General features: G+C 74.1%; 22 protein-coding genes. 13 read left to right on the forward strand and 9 right to left on the reverse strand.

Annotation, left to right across the window (positions count from 1 at the left end):
- Positions 1-24 precede the first annotated feature (24 nt).
- Complete coding sequence (locus Saso_RS13570; RefSeq protein WP_189917991.1) at positions 25-405, reverse strand: S-adenosylmethionine decarboxylase family protein; 381 nt, start codon at positions 403-405, stop codon at positions 25-27.
- A gap of 799 nt (positions 406-1,204) precedes the next feature.
- On the opposite strand from Saso_RS13570, the gene Saso_RS13575 reads away from it, so the two are divergent.
- The 4 genes from Saso_RS13575 to Saso_RS13590 all read left to right on the forward strand — a co-directional run bounded on the left by Saso_RS13575 (position 1,205) and on the right by Saso_RS13590 (position 4,903).
- Positions 1,205-3,040 (forward strand): GNAT family N-acetyltransferase, encoded by a 1,836-nt coding sequence (locus Saso_RS13575; RefSeq protein WP_189917994.1) that lies wholly within the window; start codon positions 1,205-1,207, stop codon positions 3,038-3,040.
- Positions 3,037-4,191, forward strand: coding sequence for an HAD-IIIC family phosphatase (locus tag Saso_RS13580; protein WP_189917996.1), 1,155 nt, complete (start codon positions 3,037-3,039; stop codon positions 4,189-4,191). The genes Saso_RS13575 and Saso_RS13580 overlap by 4 nt, the downstream gene beginning before the upstream one ends.
- The gene (locus tag Saso_RS13585; protein WP_189917998.1) at positions 4,188-4,460 is read left to right on the forward strand and encodes an acyl carrier protein; all 273 of its coding nucleotides are present in this window, start codon (positions 4,188-4,190) and stop codon (positions 4,458-4,460) included. Before Saso_RS13580 ends, Saso_RS13585 begins: the two co-directional genes overlap by 4 nt.
- Positions 4,461-4,606: 146 nt before the next feature.
- Entirely contained in the window at positions 4,607-4,903 is a 297-nt protein-coding gene (locus Saso_RS13590; RefSeq protein ID WP_189917999.1) for a chaplin, read from the forward strand.
- A 107-nt stretch (positions 4,904-5,010) separates the two neighbouring features.
- On the opposite strand, the gene Saso_RS13595 is transcribed toward Saso_RS13590, so the two are convergent.
- The 8 genes from Saso_RS13595 to Saso_RS13630 form a co-directional block, all read right to left on the reverse strand.
- The gene (locus Saso_RS13595; protein WP_189918001.1) at positions 5,011-5,877 is read right to left on the reverse strand and encodes a tyrosinase family protein; all 867 of its coding nucleotides are present in this window, start codon (positions 5,875-5,877) and stop codon (positions 5,011-5,013) included.
- A complete protein-coding gene (locus Saso_RS13600; RefSeq protein WP_189918003.1) occupies positions 5,861-6,343 on the reverse strand; it encodes a tyrosinase family oxidase copper chaperone in 483 nt (160 codons plus the stop codon). Before Saso_RS13600 ends, Saso_RS13595 begins: the two co-directional genes overlap by 17 nt.
- Positions 6,344-6,522: 179 nt before the next feature.
- Positions 6,523-7,044: a hypothetical protein gene (locus tag Saso_RS13605; protein ID WP_189918005.1), complete on the reverse strand. Its 522-nt coding sequence runs from the start codon at positions 7,042-7,044 to the stop codon at positions 6,523-6,525.
- A 135-nt stretch (positions 7,045-7,179) separates the two neighbouring features.
- The gene (locus tag Saso_RS13610; RefSeq protein ID WP_189918007.1) at positions 7,180-7,776 is read right to left on the reverse strand and encodes a vitamin K epoxide reductase family protein; all 597 of its coding nucleotides are present in this window, start codon (positions 7,774-7,776) and stop codon (positions 7,180-7,182) included.
- A complete protein-coding gene (locus Saso_RS13615; protein ID WP_189918009.1) occupies positions 7,776-8,276 on the reverse strand; it encodes a DUF5949 family protein in 501 nt (166 codons plus the stop codon). Before Saso_RS13615 ends, Saso_RS13610 begins: the two co-directional genes overlap by 1 nt.
- Before the next feature lie 166 nt (positions 8,277-8,442).
- Positions 8,443-8,730 (reverse strand): hypothetical protein, encoded by a 288-nt coding sequence (locus Saso_RS13620; RefSeq protein ID WP_189918010.1) that lies wholly within the window; start codon positions 8,728-8,730, stop codon positions 8,443-8,445.
- A 211-nt stretch (positions 8,731-8,941) separates the two neighbouring features.
- Positions 8,942-9,808 (reverse strand): hypothetical protein, encoded by an 867-nt coding sequence (locus Saso_RS13625; protein ID WP_229901031.1) that lies wholly within the window; start codon positions 9,806-9,808, stop codon positions 8,942-8,944.
- A gap of 282 nt (positions 9,809-10,090) precedes the next feature.
- Positions 10,091-10,330, reverse strand: a complete 240-nt coding sequence (locus Saso_RS13630; protein WP_189918012.1) for a chaplin — start codon at positions 10,328-10,330, stop codon at positions 10,091-10,093.
- Between the two features lie 236 nt (positions 10,331-10,566).
- Here Saso_RS13630 and Saso_RS13635 point away from each other — a divergent pair, with 236 nt between their 5' ends.
- Genes Saso_RS13635 through Saso_RS13675 form a run of 9 tightly spaced genes read left to right on the forward strand, consistent with a single transcriptional unit; the run spans position 10,567 to position 21,136 of the window.
- Positions 10,567-11,676 carry a DUF3344 domain-containing protein gene (locus tag Saso_RS13635; protein WP_189918014.1) on the forward strand — a complete coding sequence of 370 codons (1,110 nt, stop codon included), beginning with the start codon at positions 10,567-10,569 and terminating at the stop codon, positions 11,674-11,676.
- A gap of 49 nt (positions 11,677-11,725) precedes the next feature.
- Complete coding sequence (locus Saso_RS13640; RefSeq protein ID WP_189918016.1) at positions 11,726-12,901, forward strand: glycosyltransferase; 1,176 nt, start codon at positions 11,726-11,728, stop codon at positions 12,899-12,901.
- Positions 12,898-14,313, forward strand: a complete 1,416-nt coding sequence (locus Saso_RS13645) for an exopolysaccharide biosynthesis polyprenyl glycosylphosphotransferase (protein ID WP_189918024.1) — start codon at positions 12,898-12,900, stop codon at positions 14,311-14,313. The genes Saso_RS13640 and Saso_RS13645 overlap by 4 nt, the downstream gene beginning before the upstream one ends.
- 7 nt (positions 14,314-14,320) lie before the next feature.
- Positions 14,321-15,631: an O-antigen ligase family protein gene (locus Saso_RS13650; RefSeq protein WP_189918026.1), complete on the forward strand. Its 1,311-nt coding sequence runs from the start codon at positions 14,321-14,323 to the stop codon at positions 15,629-15,631.
- A complete protein-coding gene (murJ, locus tag Saso_RS13655) occupies positions 15,628-17,484 on the forward strand; it encodes a murein biosynthesis integral membrane protein MurJ (protein WP_229901033.1) in 1,857 nt (618 codons plus the stop codon). Before Saso_RS13650 ends, murJ begins: the two co-directional genes overlap by 4 nt.
- Complete coding sequence (locus tag Saso_RS13660; RefSeq protein WP_189918028.1) at positions 17,471-18,211, forward strand: polysaccharide deacetylase family protein; 741 nt, start codon at positions 17,471-17,473, stop codon at positions 18,209-18,211. The genes murJ and Saso_RS13660 overlap by 14 nt, the downstream gene beginning before the upstream one ends.
- Entirely contained in the window at positions 18,208-19,380 is a 1,173-nt protein-coding gene (locus Saso_RS13665; protein ID WP_189918030.1) for a glycosyltransferase, read from the forward strand. The genes Saso_RS13660 and Saso_RS13665 overlap by 4 nt, the downstream gene beginning before the upstream one ends.
- On the forward strand, positions 19,377-20,024 hold the full coding sequence (locus Saso_RS13670; RefSeq protein WP_189918032.1) for a YveK family protein: 648 nt from the start codon (positions 19,377-19,379) through the stop codon (positions 20,022-20,024). Before Saso_RS13665 ends, Saso_RS13670 begins: the two co-directional genes overlap by 4 nt.
- On the forward strand, positions 20,021-21,136 hold the full coding sequence (locus tag Saso_RS13675) for a GNAT family N-acetyltransferase (protein WP_189918034.1): 1,116 nt from the start codon (positions 20,021-20,023) through the stop codon (positions 21,134-21,136). Before Saso_RS13670 ends, Saso_RS13675 begins: the two co-directional genes overlap by 4 nt.
- Positions 21,137-21,163: the final 27 nt, after the last annotated feature.

Raw genomic sequence — 21,163 nt, forward strand, 5'->3', positions numbered from 1 at the left:
GGTAAGCCGGGCCGGTAAGTCGGGTCAGTGCACGGCGCGCAGCATGCGCGTCACGTTGATCCGCGTCGGCGAGAGGCCGAGTTCGACGCTCTGCATCATCCGCTCGCCGTTCAGCCGGCCGTAAGCGAGAAGGTCGACGTTGGCCAGGCTGAATTCGGGCCAGGTGTGAATGCTGAGGTGCGAAGCGGAAAGCAGCAGGATCGCGGTGACGGCGCCGTTCGGGAAAACGTGCGAGGCCTCACCGAGTACCGTGGCGTTTCCCTTTTCAGCGGCCGTGCGCAGGACCTTGAGGAGACGCTCCTCGTCGGTCAGGATGCTGTGGTCGCTCACCCATACGTCGACTGCGTAAGAGCACAGATCGTCGACGTTTATACCCTCGGTGCCGAGGTTGGCGGAGTTGGTCATGGGGAAACCGGGGGGTGAGGAACCGCTGCCCCCGTCTCCTTTCACATAGATCTGCGCTGGTCCGCGCGGCCAAAGGGGAAGGTTGCGAGGCCGGTCAGCGGCGCTCGGTGGTGCCCAGCGTAGCATCCGGGGTACTCAGGGGCTCGCGCGTGCACCCCGTCAAGGGGGGAAGGGGGGTCCGCTGATATTCGGCCGAAAACCCACCCGCCCCTTTCGGACAAACGCCCGGAAACGAACGGCCGGAGGGGCAGCCGGAAGATCACCCGGGAGCGCATCAGGGAGGACATCCCGAAGACCTTCCAGGACGGCACCCCGCGGAAAAAAGGGTGGGAAAAGCGCGGACCGTCCGGCGGTTCGGCGAGGAGCACCTCGGGGCGCCCGGGTTGCACGGCGACCCCGGTCGGTGCGTTTCGCCCGGCCGCCGGCAAACACCCCGTGGAACACACTCCGGACACACCGTCCCGGAATATCGTAAAGCTCCTCGCTAAAGCACCGAGAAACTCGCCGCAGAACAGCAAGACGAACAGGCAGCCGAAGGGGCAGCCGAACAGGTAGCCGAAGGGGCAGCCGAACAGGTAGCAGAACGGGCAGGAGAACCCTCCGCCGCATATCCGAATGCGCCGCGAGCGATTTCCCTTTCCCGCGACTCCCTTTCCGTATTTCCCCGCTCCCGGAGCGGGTCCTGATGGCTGCTCACCAGCCCGTATACTCGATAGTCCCGGAATCCTTCAATCAGTTTGCCTGGAGCAGCATTGTGACGAACGCGCGTCGGCACCCTCGGAGCACCACCGCGGATTCCGTGCTCACGGAAGTCGCGGAAGCCGTCCGTCTCCAGGAGGGCCCGCCGGGAGTACGGTCCGTCCTTCGTGCCCTGCGTCGGCTGGAGCCGGCGTCCACCAAGGACCTCAGCCGCGCGACCGGACTGCCCGTCCCGATCGTGGCCGCGCTGGGCAACGAACTGCGCCGCCGGGGGTTCGTCACCGCGCAGCGTCCGTCCCGGCTGACCGAGGACGGTCGCGACCTGGTCGCCGAGCTCGGCATGGACCTCTCGCTCGACGCCACCTGCCGCACGTGCGACGGGCGCGAGCTCGTGATCCCGGACGTGCTGGACGAGGCGGTGCGCCGGCTGCGGGCGCTGATGGAGTCGGGTCCCGCCGTCGACATGGCGATCGACCAGTCGCACTGCACGGCCGAGACCAAGGTGCGCCGGGTGCTCGCGCTGCTCAGGGCGGGCGCGCTGCCGGGCGGTTCGCTGCTGCTGATCGGCGACGACGACCTGGTGTCCCTCGCCGTCGCCGTGGTGGGTGATGTGCTCGGCGGTCCGATCGTCGAGCGGGTGACCGTCGTGGACATCTCCCCGGAGATCCTCGACTACATCCAGAAGGTGTCGGCCGGTCTCGGCACCCGTGTGGAGACCGTGCGCCACGACCTGCGGCTGCCGCTGCCCGAGGCACTCCACCAGCAGCACGACGTGGCGATGACCGACCCGCCGTACACCCCCGAAGGCGCCCGCCTGTTCCTGTCGCGGGCCGTGGAGGGGCTGCGGCCCGGTCCCGCGCACAGCATCTTCTTCTCCTTCGGCGGCAAGAGCCCCGACGAGATGCTGGAGGTGCAGCGGGAGATCATCGGGCTCGGCCTGATCACCAACGGGTACATCCGCAACTTCAACGAGTACGAGGGCAGCGGCATCCTCGGGGGTGTCGGCTTCTTCCAGCACCTGCTCACCACCACCTCGACGGCCCCCTCCCAGGACGGCGAGTTCAGCGGCCCGCTCTACACCGGGGACAAGCGGACCCGGCAGCGCGAGTACACGTGCGTGGCGTGCGACGCGCGGCTGCGCGTCGGGCCCGGCGCGCGCTGGGCCTCGGTCGGCGCCCTGCGCGAGGAAGGCTGCCCGAACTGCGGCAAGGGCCCCTTCCGTCCGGGCCGCCTGGTCCCGGCGGAGGATCCGGCCCCCTCGGCCGAGCAGCCGGCCACCCCGGTCACGGCCGCTGGCGGCCCCGCCGATGCCGGCCCCCCTGTCACTCCCACCACGCCCGCCACCCCCGACGCTCCCGTCTCCGCGTCTCCCGGGGCCTCCGCCCCCGCGCCTTCCGTCGGGCGGGCCCACGGCTGGCGGGCGCCGAGCGAGGCCGAGCGGGCCGCGCTCGCCGAGCGGGCACGGCCGTACGTCACCCGTGGGGCCGACGAGCGCGACCTCCCGGCCATCGGGCGGTTCGAGGCCGAGATCGCCCGGGTCTCCTTCGGGGAGGACGCCATCGACGACCCGCAGCGGTGGGCGTCCCGGCTCGGGCGCGCCATGGAGAAGTCGAAGGAGGGCATGATCGTCGCCGACGCTCCGGGCGGGGAGCCCGTGGGCTGGTGCTGGGTGAGCATCAACCAGAACGCGATGACCGGCGACCGTTACGCCAACTTCCGTTCCCTCGCGGTGTCCCCGGTGGACAACCGCGGTGACGTCGCCGAACTCCTCCTCACCGCGGGCCTGGAGTTCTGCCTGGCCAACGGCATCACCGAGGTCGTCGGCCGGGTCCACGTGGGCAACGTCCCGATGCGCACGGTGTACCGGAAGTTCGGGTTCGACCCCACGAGCCTGTCGATGAAGCTGTTCCTGCCCCAGGGGACCGACGGCCGATGAGCGTGGCGGACGGTTTCGATCCCGACGGCGTGAAGTGCGTCGTCTGGGACCTCGACGGCACCCTGTGGGACGAGATCGCCGTCGAGTCGCCCACCGACGACCTGCCGGCGCCCCGCCCCGCGACGCTCGCCGCGATCGACGACCTGGCGGCCCGCGGTGTGCTCAGCAGCATCGCGAGCCGCAGCGCTCCCTCGGTGCTCGACCGGCTGGACGCCGTACCGGGGCTGCGGGCGCGTTTCCTCGCGCCGCAGGTGTCCTGGCAGGACAAGAGCGAGTCGCTGCGCAGGATCGCCGAAGAACTCGGCATCGCGGTGGAGGCCCTCGTCCTGGTCGACGACTCCCCCTACGAGCGCGCCGAGGTCGAGGCGCTCCTGCCCGGGGTGCGCACCCTGGACCCCGCGGACGTGCCCGCGCTGCTGGCCGCGTTCGAGGGGCGGGAGATCACCCCCGAGTCCCGCGCCCGCGTGGGCCGTTACCGCACGGAGGAGACCCGCAGGGCCGAGGGCGCGCGGTTCCGGGGCTCGCGTGAGGAGTTCCTGCGCTGGTGCGACATGCGGCTGACCGTCGGCGCGGCCACCGCCGACGAGCTCCCGCGCGCCCTGGAACTCGCCGCCCGCACCCACCGCCTGAACTCCTCCGGGCTCACCCCGGACCGGCTGCGCGAGCTGGCCGCGGCGGACGGACACGAGCTGTACACCGCCCGCATGACGGACCGTTTCGGCGACTACGGCATCATCGGCGCCGCCCTCGTCGACCGCGGCCCGGACACCCCCGGCGTGCGCGACGGCGCCGGGACGGCTTCCGCCACCTGGGCCGTCCCGCTGCTCGCGCTCTCCTGCCGGGTCGCGGGGCGGGGCGCGGCGGCCGCCTTCCTGTTCCGGCTGATGGAACGGGCCCGCGAGGCCGGCGCCGAGGAGTTCCGGGTGACGCTGCGCCCGACGGACGCCAACCTGGAGATGCGCATCCTGCTCCGCCAGGCCGGCCTGCGCCGCACGGACGCCGCCGTGCCCGGCCCGGCCGACGCGTCCGGTGCCCCCGTCGCTCGGACGGCCCCCGCCGAGGCGGCGGTCCTGGGCCGGACACTCGGGGGCGATGTGCCCGGGCCGCCCGCCTGGCTGCACGTATCCGACCGAGAGGACACCGAAGCGTGACGGACACCCGAGAGCGGGCCGCGGTGGAACGGGAGATCCGTTCGATGATCGCCGAGGCCGCCCGTCTGGACGACACCGTGGTCGCCGGACTGCCCGCCGACACCGACCTGTTCGGACCGGAGATCGGACTGACCTCGCTGGCCGGGGTGACCCTGCTGGGCGGGATCGACCGGCGCTACGGCGTCGACGTGGCCGCGCTGGACCTCAGCCTGGACAGTCTCCAGTCCATCGCCACCCTGACGGACTTCGTGGCGGCGCACCTCCAGTAGCACTAGCCACCCGGCTGTACGTCCGTCCTGTTCAAAAAGGGTGATCCGGCCGGACGCACCGTGACCCGCCCGGGGTGGCCGCGTTGAACGGGGAGTGCGGTGGCGACCCCTGCCGCCGTGCGAACCGATTCCCTAAGGAGAACGTGATGTCTCGCATCGCGAAGGTGGCCGCTGTTGCCCTCGGCACCAGCGCCGTGGTGGTCAGCGGAGCCGGCCTGGCCATGGCGGACGCGGGTGCGCAGGGCGCGGCCGTGGGTTCGCCGGGTGTCCTGTCGGGCAACGTCGTCCAGGTTCCGGTCAACATCCCGGTCAACGTCTGCGGCAACACCATCAGCGTCATCGGCCTGCTGAACCCGGCCTTCGGCAACACCTGCGCCAACGTCAGCGACCACCACAAGGGTGGCGACAAGCACGGCGAGCACGGCGGCGGCTACGGCGGCTGACCCCCGCCCGTACGTCCCGTACGTACACCCCGGTCGTACCCCGTGTACGGACCACCAGGAGAGCCCCGGCACCTCGAGCGCCGGGGCTCTCCCCGTCCGTCACCGGTTCACGCGTACCGGTAGATCCGGGAGACGTCCTCGAGCTGGGCCGGGGTCACGTCCCACGGGGGGAGTTTCTCCTGCCGGGCGACGACCCGGCGGTACTGGCGGTCGCGCGGGCCCGGCGCCGCGGCGGGCAGGTAGCGGTGCTCGCGGTGGCGGGTCTGCCAGCGCGTCCACAGCAGGTCGATGAAGGCGTGGTGCAGCCAGAACACCGGGTCGTTGACGGAGGCGCCGCCGAGCATGACCCCGCCCACCCACCGGTGCACCCGGTTGTGGTTGCGCCAGGCGGCGCTGCCCGAGCCGGTCCCCCAGCCCTCCAGCTTGTTGCGGAAGCCCCGGGTGGCCGTCGAGTCCCAGGGCGCAGTGTCGTAGACCGGGTCCTGGAGCGCCCCTTCCACGTCGCTCCCGGTGGGCAGGGCGATCGGGGCGGCGGCACGGCCGAGGTCGCGGGTGAGGAACTTCCCGTCGGTGACGTTCTCCCGGATGGTCCACTGGCCGGTGGAGTAGGCGAACGGCCCCGTGGTCACCTGGTGGTCGGAGCGCCGTCCGTTTCCGCCGAGGAGGTCCTTGGTCCAGGGCGCCGCGGTCGTGGAGCGGTCGCGCGTCCAGTCCCAGTAGGGCACGGTCACCGAGGGGTCCACCCGGCGCAGCGCCCTTTCCAGGTCGAGCAGGAACCGGCGGTGCCAGGGCAGGAAGGAGGGCGCCATGTGGGCGGACCGCAGGCCTCCGTCGCCGTCGGAGACGTAGTGGTCGATGTGCATGCGGACGAACTCGTCGTACTCCCCCCTGCGTTTGATCTCCAGCAGCGCCTTCACGAAGCGCCGCCGCTCGGCGGCGGTGAGTGTGCTGACGTCCTTACGGGTGTAGGCCATGGTGTCCCCCCATGTGCGTGTGCTGGTGCGGTTGGTCCGCCTCGCGCAGCCGTTCCCCGGGGCCGAGTTCGTCCACGGCGGCACGGGCCGCCTCCAGGGGGGTGGCGTACGAGCGGTAGTGGTCGACCATGCTGAGCCAGGTGCCGTCGGCGCGGCGCATGAGGTGCAGCGGCCGGCCGTCCACCGTGATGTCCCAGCGGGCGCCCGCCGCCGTCTGTCCCGTCGGGGCGAGGACCCCGTGGATGTGCCGTCCGCGGTAGGTCTCGTCGAAGGAGGAGTCCGCGGGGCCGCCGTCCGCCGGTCGGGTGGGCCGGGAGGCGGTGACGACGGGGACGGTCGCGAGGGCCGCGGTGGCGCCGAGCAGCCCGCGCAGCAGGTCCCGTCGCCGGGTGGCGCGCGCCGCGGCTCGTCTGCCGGCTCCCACCGGTACCGCGGTCACCGGTCCTGCGTCGATGTCGACGGCCATGGTGTGCTCCTCGTCCGGTCTGCGTGGCGGGTGTCCGTGGTGGTAACCGTCCGACGGCCCTCCGGGTCACCGCCCGGGGGCCGGACGGTCGGCGCGGGAAGCGGATCCGGGCATGGCGACGGGCCCGGACGACGCCGTCCGGGCCCGTGGTCGTGGCGGTGGGGCCGCCGGTCGGCCGGTTAGAGACCCTGGCCCAGGCCGAGGTCCGCGCCGGGCACCGCCTGGAGCACCGGGGTGAGCACGCCCGCCGCGGGCAGCTGGAGGTCCGGCAGGCCGAAGCGGTCGGGGTTGGGCGCCGTCAGCGGGGCGTCCAGGGTGAGCCCCGGGCCGAGGGTGCGCACGTCGGAGGCGGGGGCGTCCAGTCCGAGGTGGTTGAAGTCGTTGCCGAGGATCTCCGGCAGGGGTGCGCGCAGCCCCACGCCGGGCAGCCCGGCGGCGACGGGCAGCTGCGGGACGACGCGTTCGGGGAGCAGCCGGCCCTCGACGAAACGCGGTCCCTCGGGCGCGCCCGGCGTCGGCAGGGGGAGCTCGGCGCCGAGCCTGGGCAGTTCCACGTTGAGGGACTTCTCGACTCCGTCCAGCGGGACGGGGACGGGCACCGTGCCGATCGCGGCGGCGGGGGTCACGGAGGCGGCGGCAGCGGCGGCGGCCGCGACACAGGTGACGACGGCGGCGAGGGTTCCTCGGGTGGTCGGCTTCATCTCGGGTACGGGACCTTTCGCAGGGATTCGGGGGCGTTGCGTCCGTACCGGGTAACGAGCCGGAAAACGGCATCAGTTCACAATTCCCCCGGGTGCCGCAATAGTGCTACGGCCGCCGGTACGACGGTCGGAAGGTCAGCTCGTCCAGAAGTCCCACCACCGGGTCAGGATCAGCATGCCGATCACCCCGATGTGCAGCAGCGGCGGCACCCAGGTGAACTCGGTGAGGAAAGTCCGTGCCCAGGCAGGCGCGGGCAGGAACGCGTGGCGTACGGCGAACGAGACGACGTACCAGAACATGAGGATCGTGGCGACCCAGGCCAGACAGCACCACAGGCACAGCGCGTTGATCCGGTACAGGGACTGGAACTGGAGCCAGGACACGAACACGACGCCGAAGAGGCAGCCCGCGGCGAAGGTCAGCCAGTACCAGCGGGGGAAGACGGCGCCGGCCAGCAGGCTCATGCCGACGCAGACGACGATCCCGTAGGCCACCAGGCCCAGCATCGGGTTGGGGAACCCGAACACCGAGGCCTGGTGGCTCGTCATGACGCTGCCGCAGGAGACGACGGGGTTCAGGCTGCACCCGGGCGTGAAGCCGGGATCCTCCAGCAACTTGAACTTGTCGAGGGTGATGACCCAGGCGGCCAGCAGCCCGGCCGCACCGGTCAGGACGAGCAGCAGGGCGTACCCGCGGCCGCCGCCCGCCGGCGCCGGGTACGGCTCGCGCATCAGCCGCGCAGTCGGCGCGCGGGCAGGACGATGTGGGCCGCGGCCGTCAGGGTCTCGGGGGCACCCGCGAACGCGGCCAGCGCCTCGGGCGGGACGGGCCGGCCGGGCGTGGCCTCGGGCCAGGCGCGGGTGGTGAAGACGAGGTAGGCGTAGCCGCGCTGCTCGGCGGCAGTCAGCCACTCCGCGGGCGGCAGGCACTGGGCGTTCAGGCCCGGCATGTTGAGGACGGCGGCACCGGCCTCGACGAGCAGGCCGAACGGCAGGCTGGGCCGCTCGGTGCCGTCGACGACTTCGCCGCCGACGGACATGCCGTTGTCGGTGAGCAGGCGCGCGACGGCGGCTGCCGTCCCCTCCGGTCCTTCCTGGGTGTCGCCGAGGGAGTAGGCCAGCAGGTAGGGCATGTCACTGCCGTCGGGGGCCTCGCCGCTCCACGGCATCACGACGAGGGTGCCCAGGTCGGTCACGCGGAAGGGGCGGGTTGCGCTGGGGGTTGAGGTCACCGCGCGACCCTACCGGCGCGGCCGGGCGCCTTCCGGTGTGTTCTCACCCGACCGGATGACGTGGGCGGGTTGCTCCACACGAACGAGGGACGCGCCGCTCGACCCGCCTCGAACAGCGACGGGGCCGGTCCCGTCGGTGACGGACCGGCCCCGCGCGAGGCGCGTCTCAGCCGCGGAGCGGCAGCCCGCCGAGGAGGGAGCCGGGGGCATTCAGGGCGGCGGCCGCGCCGTTGACGGTGTTGAGGACGGAGTCCTTGTTCTCGGTGTCGAGGGCGTCCGACTGGTGCTGGAGCGGCATCGCGTCCCGCAGGTTGATCGGACCCTTGGCGAGGGTGTCCACGGCGCCGTTGAGGCTGGTGGGCGTGAGGTCGGCGGGGGTCGCGAACGCGGGTGCGGCGGCACCGGCGAGGACCAGGGATCCGGCAACGACAGCGGCAGCCTTCAGGGACTTCATCGGGTTCCTTTCTTCGGCGACCCGCCGACCCGGCCCGGTACGGCGGCTCGGCCGTCCGCGTGTCGGGTCGTGCGGCGGCTCGGCGCGGCACGGGTCGCCAGGGACGTTCTGGGCGCCGTGCCTAACGAGCCCCGCCGGATGCGGAAACCGTGTGCGCAGAAATTTCCGCACCCCGGCGCAGCGGCCGGGGTGCGGGGACACGGGGCGGGGCTCAGGCGGCGGGCGCGGCCGGTGCTGCGGGGGCTGCCGGTGCTGCGGGGGCTGCCGGTGCCTCGGGGACCGCAGGGGCCGCGGGGGCGGCCGGGGCCGCGGGGAGGAGCGACGCCTCGGCCGGAAGCGCGGGCGGCGCCACCGCCGGGGCCTGGACCGGCAGTTCGGGAAGGGTCAGGCCGGCTCCGGCCGGCGTGGCGGTGAGCAGGTCGACGAGGCCGGACACCACGCCGGACACGGCCGGGAGGACCTGGCCGACGTCGGGGGAGGTGGCGGCGGCGAGCAGGGCGGTGACCGCCTTGTCGAGCGCGGCGACGGCGTCGGACACCGGGTCGGCGGCCGCCTTCGCCCGGCCGGCGGCTGCGGTGCTCTTGCCCGCCGCACCGCTCTTGCCGCCCGAGGAGGACGAGGACAGCGAGGCCGCGGGCTCGGCGGCGGCCTGCACCGCGGGGTCGGCGGGCGCCTGCGCCGCCGGGTGGGCCGGGGCGGCGGGCTGGGCGGGCGTCTGGGCCGCGGGGTCGGCGGGTGGGGCCGGGTCCGTCGCCGGGGCCGTCGCCGTGATCTTGGCGACGGCCGCCGCCACGGCCGCGCCGAGCCGGGCGGCCTGGTCGGTGGTGAGCCGGCCGTCGTCGGCCTTGAGGACGGTGTCGAGCAGGCCGGTGACCGGGGCGAGGACCGTGCCGAAGCCACCGAGCCGGGCGGCCTGGGCGAGCAGCGCGTCCGCGTCGGCGACGGGCGAGTCCGACACCGCGGCGGTGCGCTCATGGGCAGCGGCCCCGTCGGCCGCCATGGCGGCCGGGACGGCGATGCCGAGGACGAGGGTGGCGCAGAGTGCGGCTGGAAGCGGTACGCCGTGCGGGCAGACCACGCATGGGAGTTCCTCTCGGTCGCGTCGGGTCTCCCGCCCACCGTGCGAACGGGTGTAGCCCTCCGCAACCGTTCGACCGCTCGAGGTAATCACCGCAGGCCGGTCCCGCCTGCATCACCCCTGGTGGGGCGGCATGGCAAGACCCCGCGCGGGGTGCGGCCGCCTTGCCCCGTTCGAGGCGATCACCCCGACGGGCGCCCGCACGAAGGCGAACGGCCGCCCTCCCGACTGGAGGGCGGCCGTTCGGCTCATGACGTGTCGTGACCCCTGGGGGAGGTGACGTCAGTCGTTGACGCAGGTGTTGCCGAACGCCGGGTTCAGCAGGCCGACCACGTTGATCGTGTTGCCGCAGACGTTGACCGGGATGTGCACGGGAACCTGGACGACGTTGCCGGACAGCACGCCCGGGGAGTGCTCGGCGACGCCGTTCGCGCCACTGTCGGCGGCGGCGAGGCCGGAGGCGCCGACGACGGCCGCGGCGGCAACGGAGGTCAGGGCCAGGCCCTTCGCGATACGCGACATGGAGAGGTGCTCCTTGGGGTGATGAAAAAACACCCGGGCGGGGATGCCCGGCGCTGAATCAACGCGCGGGGCTCGCGGGGGTTGTGCCGCCGAACGAGTGATGTCACCGGAGCCCGGCTTCACCATTCCGACACACTTGTCCGGTTTCGACGGATTAGTCCGGTCAGCGATTAGAGTTGCGCCCCATCCGACGCACGCCTATAGCAAGCAAATCGCACGAAAGGGCCCCGCCGGTCATGCGCAATTCCCTTGGTCCGCTGCTACGCCGCGCGACCGTCGGCGTCCTCGCCCTCGCGTCGCTCTGGGCGCCCGCCGGAGCCCTCGCGGCCGGCGCGCCGCCCGCCGCCGAGGCTCCGCGCCTCGCCTTCACCCAGCGCTTCCACGCGACACAGCACGGCGGGATCGTCCGCGCCGCCAACGCGGCCATCAGCTGCCGCACCACGACGACGCCCACCGGGAAGGCGGCGCCGACCTGCGCTTCCGTGCGCCAGGGCACGGCCGGCGTCAACCAGGCCTTCAACATGTTCTACGTCGACGTCGACACCGACCCGAACACCTACAACTCCTCCCGCGCGGAGGTCCGTCTGCCCCGGGGCGCGCGGGTGTCGTACGCGCGGCTGTACTGGGGCGGCAATCTCCTGGTCGGCGAGCAGAAGCCGCCGAAGGACAACGGGCGCGTGCTGATCGCCGAACCCGGTGGCGCGTACAAGGCGGTCCTCGCGGACACGGTCGTCGGCCACCGCGTGGAGCGGGGCGCCGACGCCTTCCAGGCCTCCGCGGACGTCACCGGACTGGTCCGCCGCAGCGGCGGAGGGCTGTACACGGTCGCGCAGGTCAATGTGGCCATGGGCAGGTCCGCGGCCGGCGCGTGGGGCGGCTGGACCCTGGTCGTGGCCTACGAGAACCCGGCCGAGCCGCTGCGGCACCTTTCCCTGTGGGACGGCTTCGACACCGTCGGCGCCGCCGGCAAGGAGCTCCGGCTGCGCGGACTGCGCATCCCCCAGGGGGCGGGCGGCCGGGCCGGGCTCGTCGCCTACGAGGGCGACCGCGGCCGAACGGGTGATTCGCTCATGTTCGCGACCGGTGGCCGCACGGCCGCCCCGCTCACGAACCCGGTCAATCCATCTGACGATGTGTTGAACTCCACGATCAGCGAGCCGGGGGAGGCTCCGGCGGCGCGTGTACCGGCGTACGCCAACACTCTCGGCTACGACTCCGACGTGTTCGATCTGCGGTCCGGATTGCGGCGCGGCGGTGACCAGCTGGCCGTTCGGCTCGTTTCCCACCGGGACGCGGCGTGGGCCGGGGCGCTCTTCGTCGCCGTCGACACACGGAAGAAGCAGTAAGCGCGTTCCCGCCTGTCCCGAGCGCCACCGTGAGCGAGGAAACCGCGCAATGCACCAGCCAGAACCCGACGGCCGACTCCGGGTCCTGCACCTCACCCAGCCCGTGGACGGCGGGGTCCCCCGGGTCGTGAAGGACCTGGCACGGGCCCAGCTCGCGGCCGGTCTGCACGTCACCGTGGCCTGCCCGGCCGGCCCGCTCGCGGGGGACCTGCGAGCCCTCGGCGCGCAGGTGCGGCACTGGGCGGCCACGCGTTCGCCGGGTCCGTCGCTCGCCGGCGAGGTACGACGGCTCGTACGCCTGCTCGACGAGGTACGCCCCGATCTGGTGCACGCGCACAGCGCCAAGGCCGGGCTGGCCGGGCGGCTCGCGGTGCGCGGCCGGATCCCCACCGTGTTCCAGCCGCACGCCTGGTCCTTCGAGGCGGTCGACGGGGTCATGGCGGCGCTGGCCCTCACCTGGGAGCGCTTCGGGGCCCGTTGGGCGGACCGGCTGGTCTGTGTGAGCGAGGCGGAACGCGCGACCGGTGTGCGCGCCGGGATCGCCGGACGGTGGAGCGTCGTCCCCAACGGCGTCGACCCCGAGCGGTTCCACCCGGCCTGCGTGGACACCGTACGGGCCGGTCTGCTGCCGGGTGCCGACCCGGCCGCCCCGCTGGTGGTGTGCGTGGGGCGGCTGTGCCGGCAGAAGGGGCAGGACGTCCTGCTGGCCGCCTGGCCGGACATCGAGCGCAGGGTGCCCGGCGCCCGGCTGGTGCTGGTCGGCGACGGCCCGGACGCGGAGCGGCTGCGCTCCCGCGCGCCGGAGTCGGTGCTGTTCACGGGCGCCGTCGACGACGCCGTGCCCTGGTACCAGGCCGCCGACCTGGTGGTGCTGCCCTCGCGCTGGGAGGGCATGGCGCTGGTCCCGCTGGAGGCGCTGGCCTGCGGGCGGCCCGTGGTGGTGACCGAGGTGGACGGTGCCCGCGAGAGCGTGCCGCCCGCTCTCGCGTCCCGCTGTCTGGTGCCCGCCGAGAACCCGGCGGCGCTCGCCGGTGCCGTCGCCGGACTGCTGCTCGACCCGCTGCTGCGCGAGTCGCTCGGCCATCAGGGGCGTCGGCACGTCCTGTCCACGCACGACGTGCGGCGCACGGCCGAGGCGGTCGCGGACGTGTACCGCGAACTGCTCACGACCACCCACGGGGCGCGTGTCGCGCCCACCGAGTGCAGGGAGTCCATCCACTCGTGACTGCGGAAAGCACCGTCCCCTCGCCCGGCTCGCAGCCCGGGTACTCCCCCGTCTCGGTCATTCCGCGGCGGGCGAGCGCAGCGGGATTCCGGTTCCCCACCCGGCGGCCCCCGGCGCGGCCCGCGTCGCCGCTGCCGCTGCTCGTCGCCGACGGCCTCGCAGCGTTCGCGGGCGCGCTGGCCCTGACCGGGGCACAGCGGCGTCCGCTGCTGGTGGCCGTCCTGGTGGCGGCGACGATACTGCTGCGCCCGCAGCGCACGCGTCCGGTCGCGGGGGTCCTGGACGAACTGCCCGCGGTCTGTGGCCGGATCGCGGTGGCCTGGCTGGCGCTGGGCGCGCTCGTCGCGGCGTGGAACCCGGCCCACGCGCTGTCGGTCCGCACCCTGCTCCTGGGGTTCGCGGCGCAGACCGCGGCCGGCTGCGCGGGCCGCGCGCTGGTGCACCTGCGGCGGCGCCGGGCCCTGCTGCGCCGCCCGCACGCCGCGCTCGTCATCGGGCCCGCCACGACCGCGCAGCGGGTGGCCGCCGCCGTGCTGCGCCACCCCCGCTCCGGCATCCAGCCGGTGGGCGTGGTGACCGAACGGCCCGACGGCCCCGAAGGGCTGCCGGTGCTGACCACCGGTCAGGAGGTCCAGCGGGCCCTCATCCAGAACGGCGTCCGGGACGTCCTGTGCGTCCACCCCGCCGTGCGCACCGTGCAGGGCCCCCTGCTGCGGGCGCTCGCCGAGTCGGGCTGCACGGTGTGGGAGGTCGACGCCGACTCCCCCTCCTACGCGAGCCGCGACCAGCTCGCCGGGTTCTCCTGCCGCCGTCTCGACCTGGGCACCCGGCGCCGGGGCAGCCTGGGCAAGCGGCTGCTGGACGTCGCGGCCTCCGGCACCCTGCTCCTGCTGCTGAGCCCGCTGCTGCTGACGTGCGCGCTGGTGCTGCGGGTGACCGACGGACCCGGGGTGGTCTTCCGCCAGGAGCGCATCGGCAAGGACGGCCGGCCCTTCACGCTGCTGAAGTTCCGCACCCACCGCCCCGTCGACGAGCACGAGGCGGCGACCCGGTGGAGCGTGGCCGGCGAACGGCAGATGAGCCGCTTCTGCCGCTTCCTGCGCCAGACCTCGCTGGACGAGCTGCTCCAGCTGTGGAACGTGCTGTGCGGCGACATGAGCCTGGTCGGCCCCCGCCCCGAACGCCCCTACTTCGTGGGCGAGTTCAGCCAGACCTATCCCGGTTACGCGGCCCGTCACCGGATGCAGACCGGCATCACCGGCCTCGCCCAGGTGCAGGGGCTGCGCGGGGACACCTCGATCGAGGACCGGGCCCGCTTCGACAACGCCTACATCGACAACTGGTCGCTGTGGCAGGACATCTGCATCCTGCTGCGCACCGCGGCCGCCGTCGTGCGACCGACCGGGAGCTGAACCGCCGATGACCCTCGCCCTGCCCCTGCCCCGCGTCCGGACGCTGTCACCCGTCCTGCCCGTGGTCGCCGTGGTCGCCCTGCTCGGCCTGCCGCTCGCTCCGGGCGGGGAGGGCGGCGCCGGACCGGCCGACGCGCTGTCCGCACTGGTCGTGCTGTTCTGCGCGGTCCGGCTGCTGCGACGGCGGCAGCGCCCGCTGTCGCGGACGGCCGCCGTGGTCCTCGGGCTGCCGGTCGTCGGGCTCGCGGTCGCCGCCGCGGGCGCCTCCTCCCCGGGGGCGGCGCTCGGCGGTCTCGGCCGCTACCTCCAGGTCTTCGTGCTGGTCCCGGCGTCCGTCGTCCTGCTGGTCCGTGACCGGGCCGACTTCCGGGTGCTGGCCTGGTCGTTCGTCGGGCTCGCCGGATGGCAGGGCGCGGTGGGCGTGCACCAGTTCGTCACCGGGACCGGCGCCTCCTACCAGGGCGCGGACATCCGGGCGGTCGGCACGTTCGGACCGCAGGACGTGATGGGCATGGCGACCGTGGTGGCGTTCGGCCTGGTCTGCGCCGTCGGGCTGGCGCTGGGCCGCACGCCCGTACGGCAGCGGGTGATCGCCGCCTGCTCGGCACTGGCCCTGCTGGTGCCGCTCGCGCTCTCCTTCAGCCGGGGCGCGTGGATCGCGACCGCGCTGACCTGCGTGGTCCAGCTGGTCCTCGCCGGGCCGCTGCGGGCGCTGAAGGTGGCCGCCGTGGCGGCCGCGGCCGGGGTGATCCTGGTCGGCGGGTTCGGGGTCGGCTCGGCGATGCTCCAGGAGCGTGTCAACAGCATCACCCAGGTCAAGGACGCCCCCGACCAGTCGGTCACCGACCGGTACACGCTGTGGGCGTCCGCGGTGGGCATCTGGCGCGACGAACCGCTGACCGGCGTCGGCCTGAAGGGTTTCCCCGAGCACCGCGACGCGCACGCCTCCCTCGCCCTGTCCTCGGGCAGCGACACCGCCGGCGCGGGATCCGGGTTCGTCAAGCAGCCGCTGCTCTCCCCGCACAACATGTACCTGCTGATCCTCAGCGAGCAGGGCCTGATCGGTCTGCTCGCCCTCGCGGGCGGCTGGCTTGCGCTGCTGGCCCGCGGGCTGCGCGGCTGGTTCCGGGTCCGGCACGCCGGGCCGGGCCTCGACTGCGCGCTGGTCGCCTGCGGCCTGCTGGTGTGGCAGCTCGTGGACTTCGCGTACGCCGACATCGGCGGCCCCTCGACCGTGCTGACCGCCGTCGTCTTCGGCGTCGTGGCCTGGTGGGCGCTGGTGGGCGCCGGTGGCCGCGAGGAGGCGCTCGCCCGATGACGGTGACGCCTCCTCGGACGCCCCGCACGGACGGTCCCGTTCCCGTACCGCCGGCGCGGTCCGTCGCACGCCCCGGGGAGACGGCCGAGGAAGCCGCCGAAGCGGCGGACGCCACGGCGACCCCCTCCACGGCGACCCCCTCCACGGCGTCGACGGCCATCGGGGCCGAGACGGCGGTCGGGACCGGGGCGGGAACGCGGACGAAGGCCGGGGCGGACCGCGGCGGACTCCCGTCGCCCGGAGCGGACGGCGGCGGACTCCCGGCCGCCGGGGCCGACGACGGTGAACTGCCGCCCCCCTCGCGGGGGTTCCTCGCCAAGGCCACCCTCGTCACCGCCGTCCTCTCCGTCGCCGGGTCGCTGCTGGGGCTGGTGCGCGACCAGGCGCTGGCCCGGCTGTTCGGCGCGGGCAGCGACACGGACGCCTTCCTGGTGGCGTGGACCGTGCCCGAGTTCGCGGCCACCCTGCTCATCGAGGACGGCCTGGCGTTCGCCCTGATCCCGGCGTTCAGCATGGCGCTGGCCCGGCGCGCCCGGGGCGTCCCCGGCGACCCGGTGCGCGCGCTGGTCGCCGGCACGCTGCCCCGGCTGTCGCTGGCCTTCGTCGCCGTCGGCGCACTGTTCATCGGTCTGGCACCGCAGCTGGTCGACGTCCTCGCGCCCGGCCTGCCCGACCCCGCCCTCGCCGTCGACTGCACCCGGCTGACCGCCACCTGCGTGGTGAGCTTCGGGCTCGCCGGGTACTGCAGCGCGGCGCTGCGCGCGCACCGGCGGTACGCGGCTCCGGCCGCGATCTACGTGGCCTACAACACCGGCATCATCACCGGGATGTTCGTGCTCGGCGGGCACTGGGGCGTGCGGTCGGCGGCGGCCGGGGTCGCGGTCGGCGGGCTGCTCATGGTCGTCGTCCAGCTGCCCTCCCTCCTGCGGGAGTTGAGGAAGCGCACGGTGAACGAAGTGGTCGCCGGACAGGAGGAGGCCCGGCCGCTCGACACCCTGCTGCTGGCGACCGTCCTGCTGTTCGCGCTGTGCCGGCAGTCCCAGGTCCTCATCGAGCGCTTCCTCGCCTCGCAGCTGCCGGCCGGCGCGATCTCGCACCTCAACTACGCGCAGAAGGTCGCGCAGATGCCCATGATCCTGTCGGTGATGGTCTGCACGGTCACCTTCCCGGTGGTCGCGCGGGCGCTCGCCGAGGGGGACACCGAACGGGCCCGTTCCCGGGTGGAGCGCGATCTGGCGCTGGCCGCGTGCGTCGTGCTGCTGGGCACGGCCGCCGTGGTGGCGTGCGCCCCGCAGATCGTCGAAGTGCTGTTCCAGCGAGGCGCGTTCACCGCGAGGGACACGGCGGCGACGGCGGGCGTGATGCGTGTGTACGCGCTCGGGCTGCTCGGCCAGACCCTGGTGGGCGTACTGGTGCGCTCGTACTTCTCGGCGGGCCGCGGCTCCTGGTACCCGGTCGGCGCGATGGCCGCCGGGATCGTCGTGACCTCCTGGATCGGCGCGCTGAGCGTCGGTGCGTGGGGGGTGTACGGGATCGCCGCCGCCAACGCGACCGGCATCACCGTCACCGCCCTCGTCCTGCTGGCGGGGATGGGACCGCGCAGCGTGCCGGTGGGCATCCGGGACGTGCTGCTCGAACTGAGCCGGCCGGTGCGGGCGGCCCTGGTGGCCACCCTGGCCGGGTCCTTCGCCGCCGGACGATTCGCCGACCCGGCGGCCGCGCTGGCCGCCGGCGGTCTCACCGTGACCGTCACCTTCCTGCTGCTGGGCCGCGCCCTGGGCTCCCAGGGCGTCGTCTCCGCACTCCGTTCCGTCCGTTCCGTGACCCGGAGGCTCTCCCATGGCCGCTCCTGACAACAGCAGACGCACTCCCGTCCCGTGGGTGGCGATGTACCACTCCGTGGGGGACTGCGCCGACGACCCCTACCGCATCACGGTCACCCCCGAGCGGCTGGAGAAGCAGCTCATGTGGCTGCGCAGGCAGGGTCTGCGCGGTGTCTCCATGGCCGAACTGCTCGCCGCCCGCGCCCGCGGCGAAGGGCGCAACCTCGTCGGCCTCACCTTCGACGACGGGTACACCGACTTCCTCGGCGAGGCGCTGCCGGTGCTGCGCCGCCACCGCTGCAACGCCACGCTCTTCGTGCTGCCCGGCAGGCTCGGCGGCGACAACGCCTGGGACCCGCTCGGCCCGCGCAAGCCGCTGCTGACCGCCGACGGCATCTGCCGCGCCGCCTACGAGGGCGTCGAGATCGGTTCGCACGGTCTCACCCACGTCGATCTGACCCGGGCCGACGACCTCACCCTGAAGAAGGAGACCGTCGAGAGCCGGGCGGTCCTCACCGAGCTGCTCGGCACCGCGGTCGACGGCTTCTGCTACCCGTACGGGACGATCGACCGGCGCGCCATGGACGCCGTGCGCGAAGCCGGTTACGCCTACGCGTGCGCGATCGACCCCGGTGCGCTGAACGGTCTGCACGCCCTGCCCCGGGTGCACGTCGGGCAGAACGACAACGTCGTGCGCATGCACCTGAAGTACCGGTTGCACCGGTTGCGCCGGCGTCCCGTCGAGGGGCTGCGGTGAAGGCGCTGCACATCATCACCGGGCTCGGGGTCGGCGGCGCCGAACAGCAGCTGCGTCTGCTGCTGCGGCATCTGCCGGTCGAGTGCGAGGTGGTGACGCTCACCAACCCGGGGGCGGTGGCCGACGGGCTGGCCGAGGACGGGGTCCGCGTCGTCCACCTGGGCATGGCGGGCAACCGCGACCTGGCCGCGCTGCCGCGGCTGGTGCGGATCATCCGCGCCGGCGGCTACGACCTCGTCCACACCCATCTCTACCGGGCCTGCGTCTACGGCCGGCTGGCCGCTCGGCTGGCCGGGGTCCGGGCGGTCGTCGCCACCGAGCACTCGCTTGGCGACTCGCAGCTGGAAGGGCGGCGGCTGACCTCCGGGGTGCGGGCGCTGTACCTGGCCAGCGAACGGCTCGGCCGCACGACGGTCGCCGTCTCCCCCACGGTCGCCGACCGGCTGCGCGGCTGGGGCGTCCCGGCACCGCGGATCGAGGTCGTCCCCAACGGCATCGACCTGACCCGCTTCCGTTTCGACCCGCAGGCCCGCCACCGCACCCGCCGGCGCCTCGGCCTGCCCGACGACGCCCGGGTCGTCGGCGGTGTCGGACGCCTCACCGCGGGCAAGCGCTTCGACGTCCTCGTGCACGCCCTCGCCCGCCTGCCCCGCGACCACTGGCTGGTGCTGGTCGGCGGCGGCCCCGAGGAGAACGTGCTGCGCCGCACCGCCCACGAGGCGGGGGTCGCCGACCGTGTCCTGTTCACCGGCGAACGGCCCTGCGTTCCCGACGGCACCCCCGGCCCCGACCTGCCCTCCCTGGTCTGCGCCATGGACGTGTTCGTCTCCCCCTCCCCGGAGGAGACCTTCGGCCTGGCGATCGTCGAGGCGCTGGCCTGCGGCCTGCCCGTGCTCTACGCGTCCTGCCCGGCGATCGAGCAGCTGCCCGCCGACGTCCCGAACGCCCGCCGGGTGACCGGCGGCACCGAGGACCTCGTCCGCGCGCTGACCGAGACGCGCGCGCAGGCCCCCGGCCCGCGCACCGCCGCCGAGGCCGCCCTCCACTACGACATCGGCCGCAGCGCCGCCCAGCTCATGGACGTGTACGCGGCCACGGTCTCCGGACACCGCGGACCGTCCCCGCTCTTCCCCGCCACCCCGACACCCCAGGGAGTCAGTTCCCCATGACCGAGAACCCCCGCCGTCCTGCCGCCGCACGCCGCGCACGGACGCTGCCGCCCTGGTCCCTGCTCGCGGCCGGTGTCGTCGCCGGCGGGCTGCTCGGCGGCGCGTACGGCGCCCTCAAGCCGCCCGTCTACACGGCCACCGCCTATGTCGTCGCCGTCCCCACCGAGAAGTCCGACCCGGCGTCCGCCCTGGGCTTCGCGCAGGCCTACGGCCGGGTCGCCACACAGCTGGCGGTGCTCGGGGACGCGCAGGTGTGGGCCGGGGTGCCGGTGAAGACGCTCCAGTCCAGCGTGCAGACGGCGACCTCGCCGGACGCCCCGATGGTGTCGATCACGGCGACCTCCCCGCGCGCGGACCTGGCCGCCGACATGGCCAACGCGGTCTCCCGGTCGCTGACCCAGCACGCCAAGAGCTCCCGGACCGCCACCAACGTGGAGCTCCAGCAGTTCGCCCGCGCGGTCCGGCCGACGGGCCCCTCCTCGATGTCGCCTGCGGTCTCGGGTCTGGTGGGGGCGAGCGCGGGCGGGCTGCTCGGCGGACTGGTGCTGCTGGTCCGCCCCCGGCGGGACGCGCAGGAGGAGGCCGCGCGCCCGGCCGCCGTTCCCGGCCCGGCCCTCGCCGCCGAATCACACGGGGCGCTGTGAAGCCGGCGTTCACGACCGAACTCGTCACCGACGAGCAGGTCTTCGCCGCGCTCGCCCCCGCCTGGGGCCGGCTCTACCAGCGGTGCGCGACGGCCACCCCGTTCCAGAGCCACGCCTGGCTCCACTCGTGGTGGCTGTCGTACGGCAGACGCGGCAGGCTGCGCGTGCTGCTGGTCCGCGACGGCGGCGAACTGATCGCCGCCGCCCCGCTGATGGCCGTGCGCCGGCCGCTGCCGGCGCTCGTGCCGCTCGGCGGGGCCATCTCCGACTACGGGGACGTCCTCGTCGACGACGGACAAGGCGAGCGGGCCGTCGCCGCGCTCACCGAGGCGCTCGCCGCGGCCGCCCGCACAGCGGTGATCGACTTCCGTGAGGTGCGTCCGGGCGGCGCGGTGGAACGGGTCTACGAGCGCTGGCACGGGCCCCGGCGGCGGGTGAGCGACTCGGTGTGCCTGGAGCTGCCCGCCGTCCCCATGGAGGAGCTGCTGGCGCGGCTCCCGTCGGCGAAGGCCCAGCGGGTCCGCGCCAAGCTGCGCAAGCTGACCGCGCTCGGGGTGCAGCGCCAGGTGGTGTGCCCCGACGAGGTGGACGCGGCGCTGCGACGGCTGCTGGACCTGCACCGGTTGCAGTGGCAGGGACGCAAGGTGACGGGCGAGCACCTGCGGGAGCGGTTCTGCGAGCACCTGGTGCGCTCGGTCGGCCCGATGGTCCGCTCGGGGGACGCCGTGGTCACCGAGTTCCGGCTGGACGACGACGTGGTCGCCGTCGATCTGACGCTGCTGTCGCGGCGGCTGGCCGGGGGCTACCTGTACGGCGCCCATCCCCGGCTGCGCGAGCGCAAGGCGGACGTGGCGGTGATGCTGCTCGACGCCTGCGCCGAGCACTCCCGGGACGAGGGGCGGGCCGCGCTGAGCCTGCTGCGCGGCAACGAGCCCTACAAGCTCCACTGGCGGCCCGAGCCGGTCGTCAACCAGCGGCTGCTGCTGGCCCGTCGGCGCACCGCCCCCCTGATGTCGGCGGTCGTGTGCGACGTGGCCGCGCGGCGGCGGGGCAAGGAGCTGCTGCTCCGGCTGGAGCGGCGGAGGGAGCGTGACGGTGGCGGCGGGTCCTGACGCGGGCCCGCCGCCGGCGCACCTCGG

It is taken from the genome of Streptomyces asoensis (genome assembly GCF_016860545.1).
In the GTDB taxonomy this organism is placed as follows: Bacteria; Actinomycetota; Actinomycetes; order Streptomycetales; family Streptomycetaceae; genus Streptomyces; species Streptomyces asoensis.

Bases quoted from the DNA above. Each gene is read 5' to 3' on its own strand.
- Saso_RS13670 (WP_189918032.1), top strand. From the start codon at position 19,377: ATGACCGAGAACCCCCGCCGTCCTGCCGCCGCACGCCGCGCACGGACG.
- Saso_RS13610 (WP_189918007.1), bottom strand. From the start codon at position 7,776: ATGCGCGAGCCGTACCCGGCGCCGGCGGGCGGCGGCCGCGGGTACGCC.
- Saso_RS13570 (WP_189917991.1), bottom strand. From the start codon at position 405: ATGACCAACTCCGCCAACCTCGGCACCGAGGGTATAAACGTCGACGAT.
- Saso_RS13580 (WP_189917996.1), top strand. From the start codon at position 3,037: ATGAGCGTGGCGGACGGTTTCGATCCCGACGGCGTGAAGTGCGTCGTC.
- Saso_RS13660 (WP_189918028.1), top strand. From the start codon at position 17,471: ATGGCCGCTCCTGACAACAGCAGACGCACTCCCGTCCCGTGGGTGGCG.
- murJ (WP_229901033.1), top strand. From the start codon at position 15,628: ATGACGGTGACGCCTCCTCGGACGCCCCGCACGGACGGTCCCGTTCCC.
- Saso_RS13640 (WP_189918016.1), top strand. From the start codon at position 11,726: ATGCACCAGCCAGAACCCGACGGCCGACTCCGGGTCCTGCACCTCACC.
- Saso_RS13650 (WP_189918026.1), top strand. From the start codon at position 14,321: ATGACCCTCGCCCTGCCCCTGCCCCGCGTCCGGACGCTGTCACCCGTC.
- Saso_RS13605 (WP_189918005.1), bottom strand. From the start codon at position 7,044: ATGAAGCCGACCACCCGAGGAACCCTCGCCGCCGTCGTCACCTGTGTC.
- Saso_RS13630 (WP_189918012.1), bottom strand. From the start codon at position 10,330: ATGTCGCGTATCGCGAAGGGCCTGGCCCTGACCTCCGTTGCCGCCGCG.
- Saso_RS13600 (WP_189918003.1), bottom strand. From the start codon at position 6,343: ATGGCCGTCGACATCGACGCAGGACCGGTGACCGCGGTACCGGTGGGA.
- Saso_RS13590 (WP_189917999.1), top strand. From the start codon at position 4,607: ATGTCTCGCATCGCGAAGGTGGCCGCTGTTGCCCTCGGCACCAGCGCC.
- Saso_RS13620 (WP_189918010.1), bottom strand. From the start codon at position 8,730: ATGAAGTCCCTGAAGGCTGCCGCTGTCGTTGCCGGATCCCTGGTCCTC.
- Saso_RS13635 (WP_189918014.1), top strand. From the start codon at position 10,567: ATGCGCAATTCCCTTGGTCCGCTGCTACGCCGCGCGACCGTCGGCGTC.
- Saso_RS13595 (WP_189918001.1), bottom strand. From the start codon at position 5,877: ATGGCCTACACCCGTAAGGACGTCAGCACACTCACCGCCGCCGAGCGG.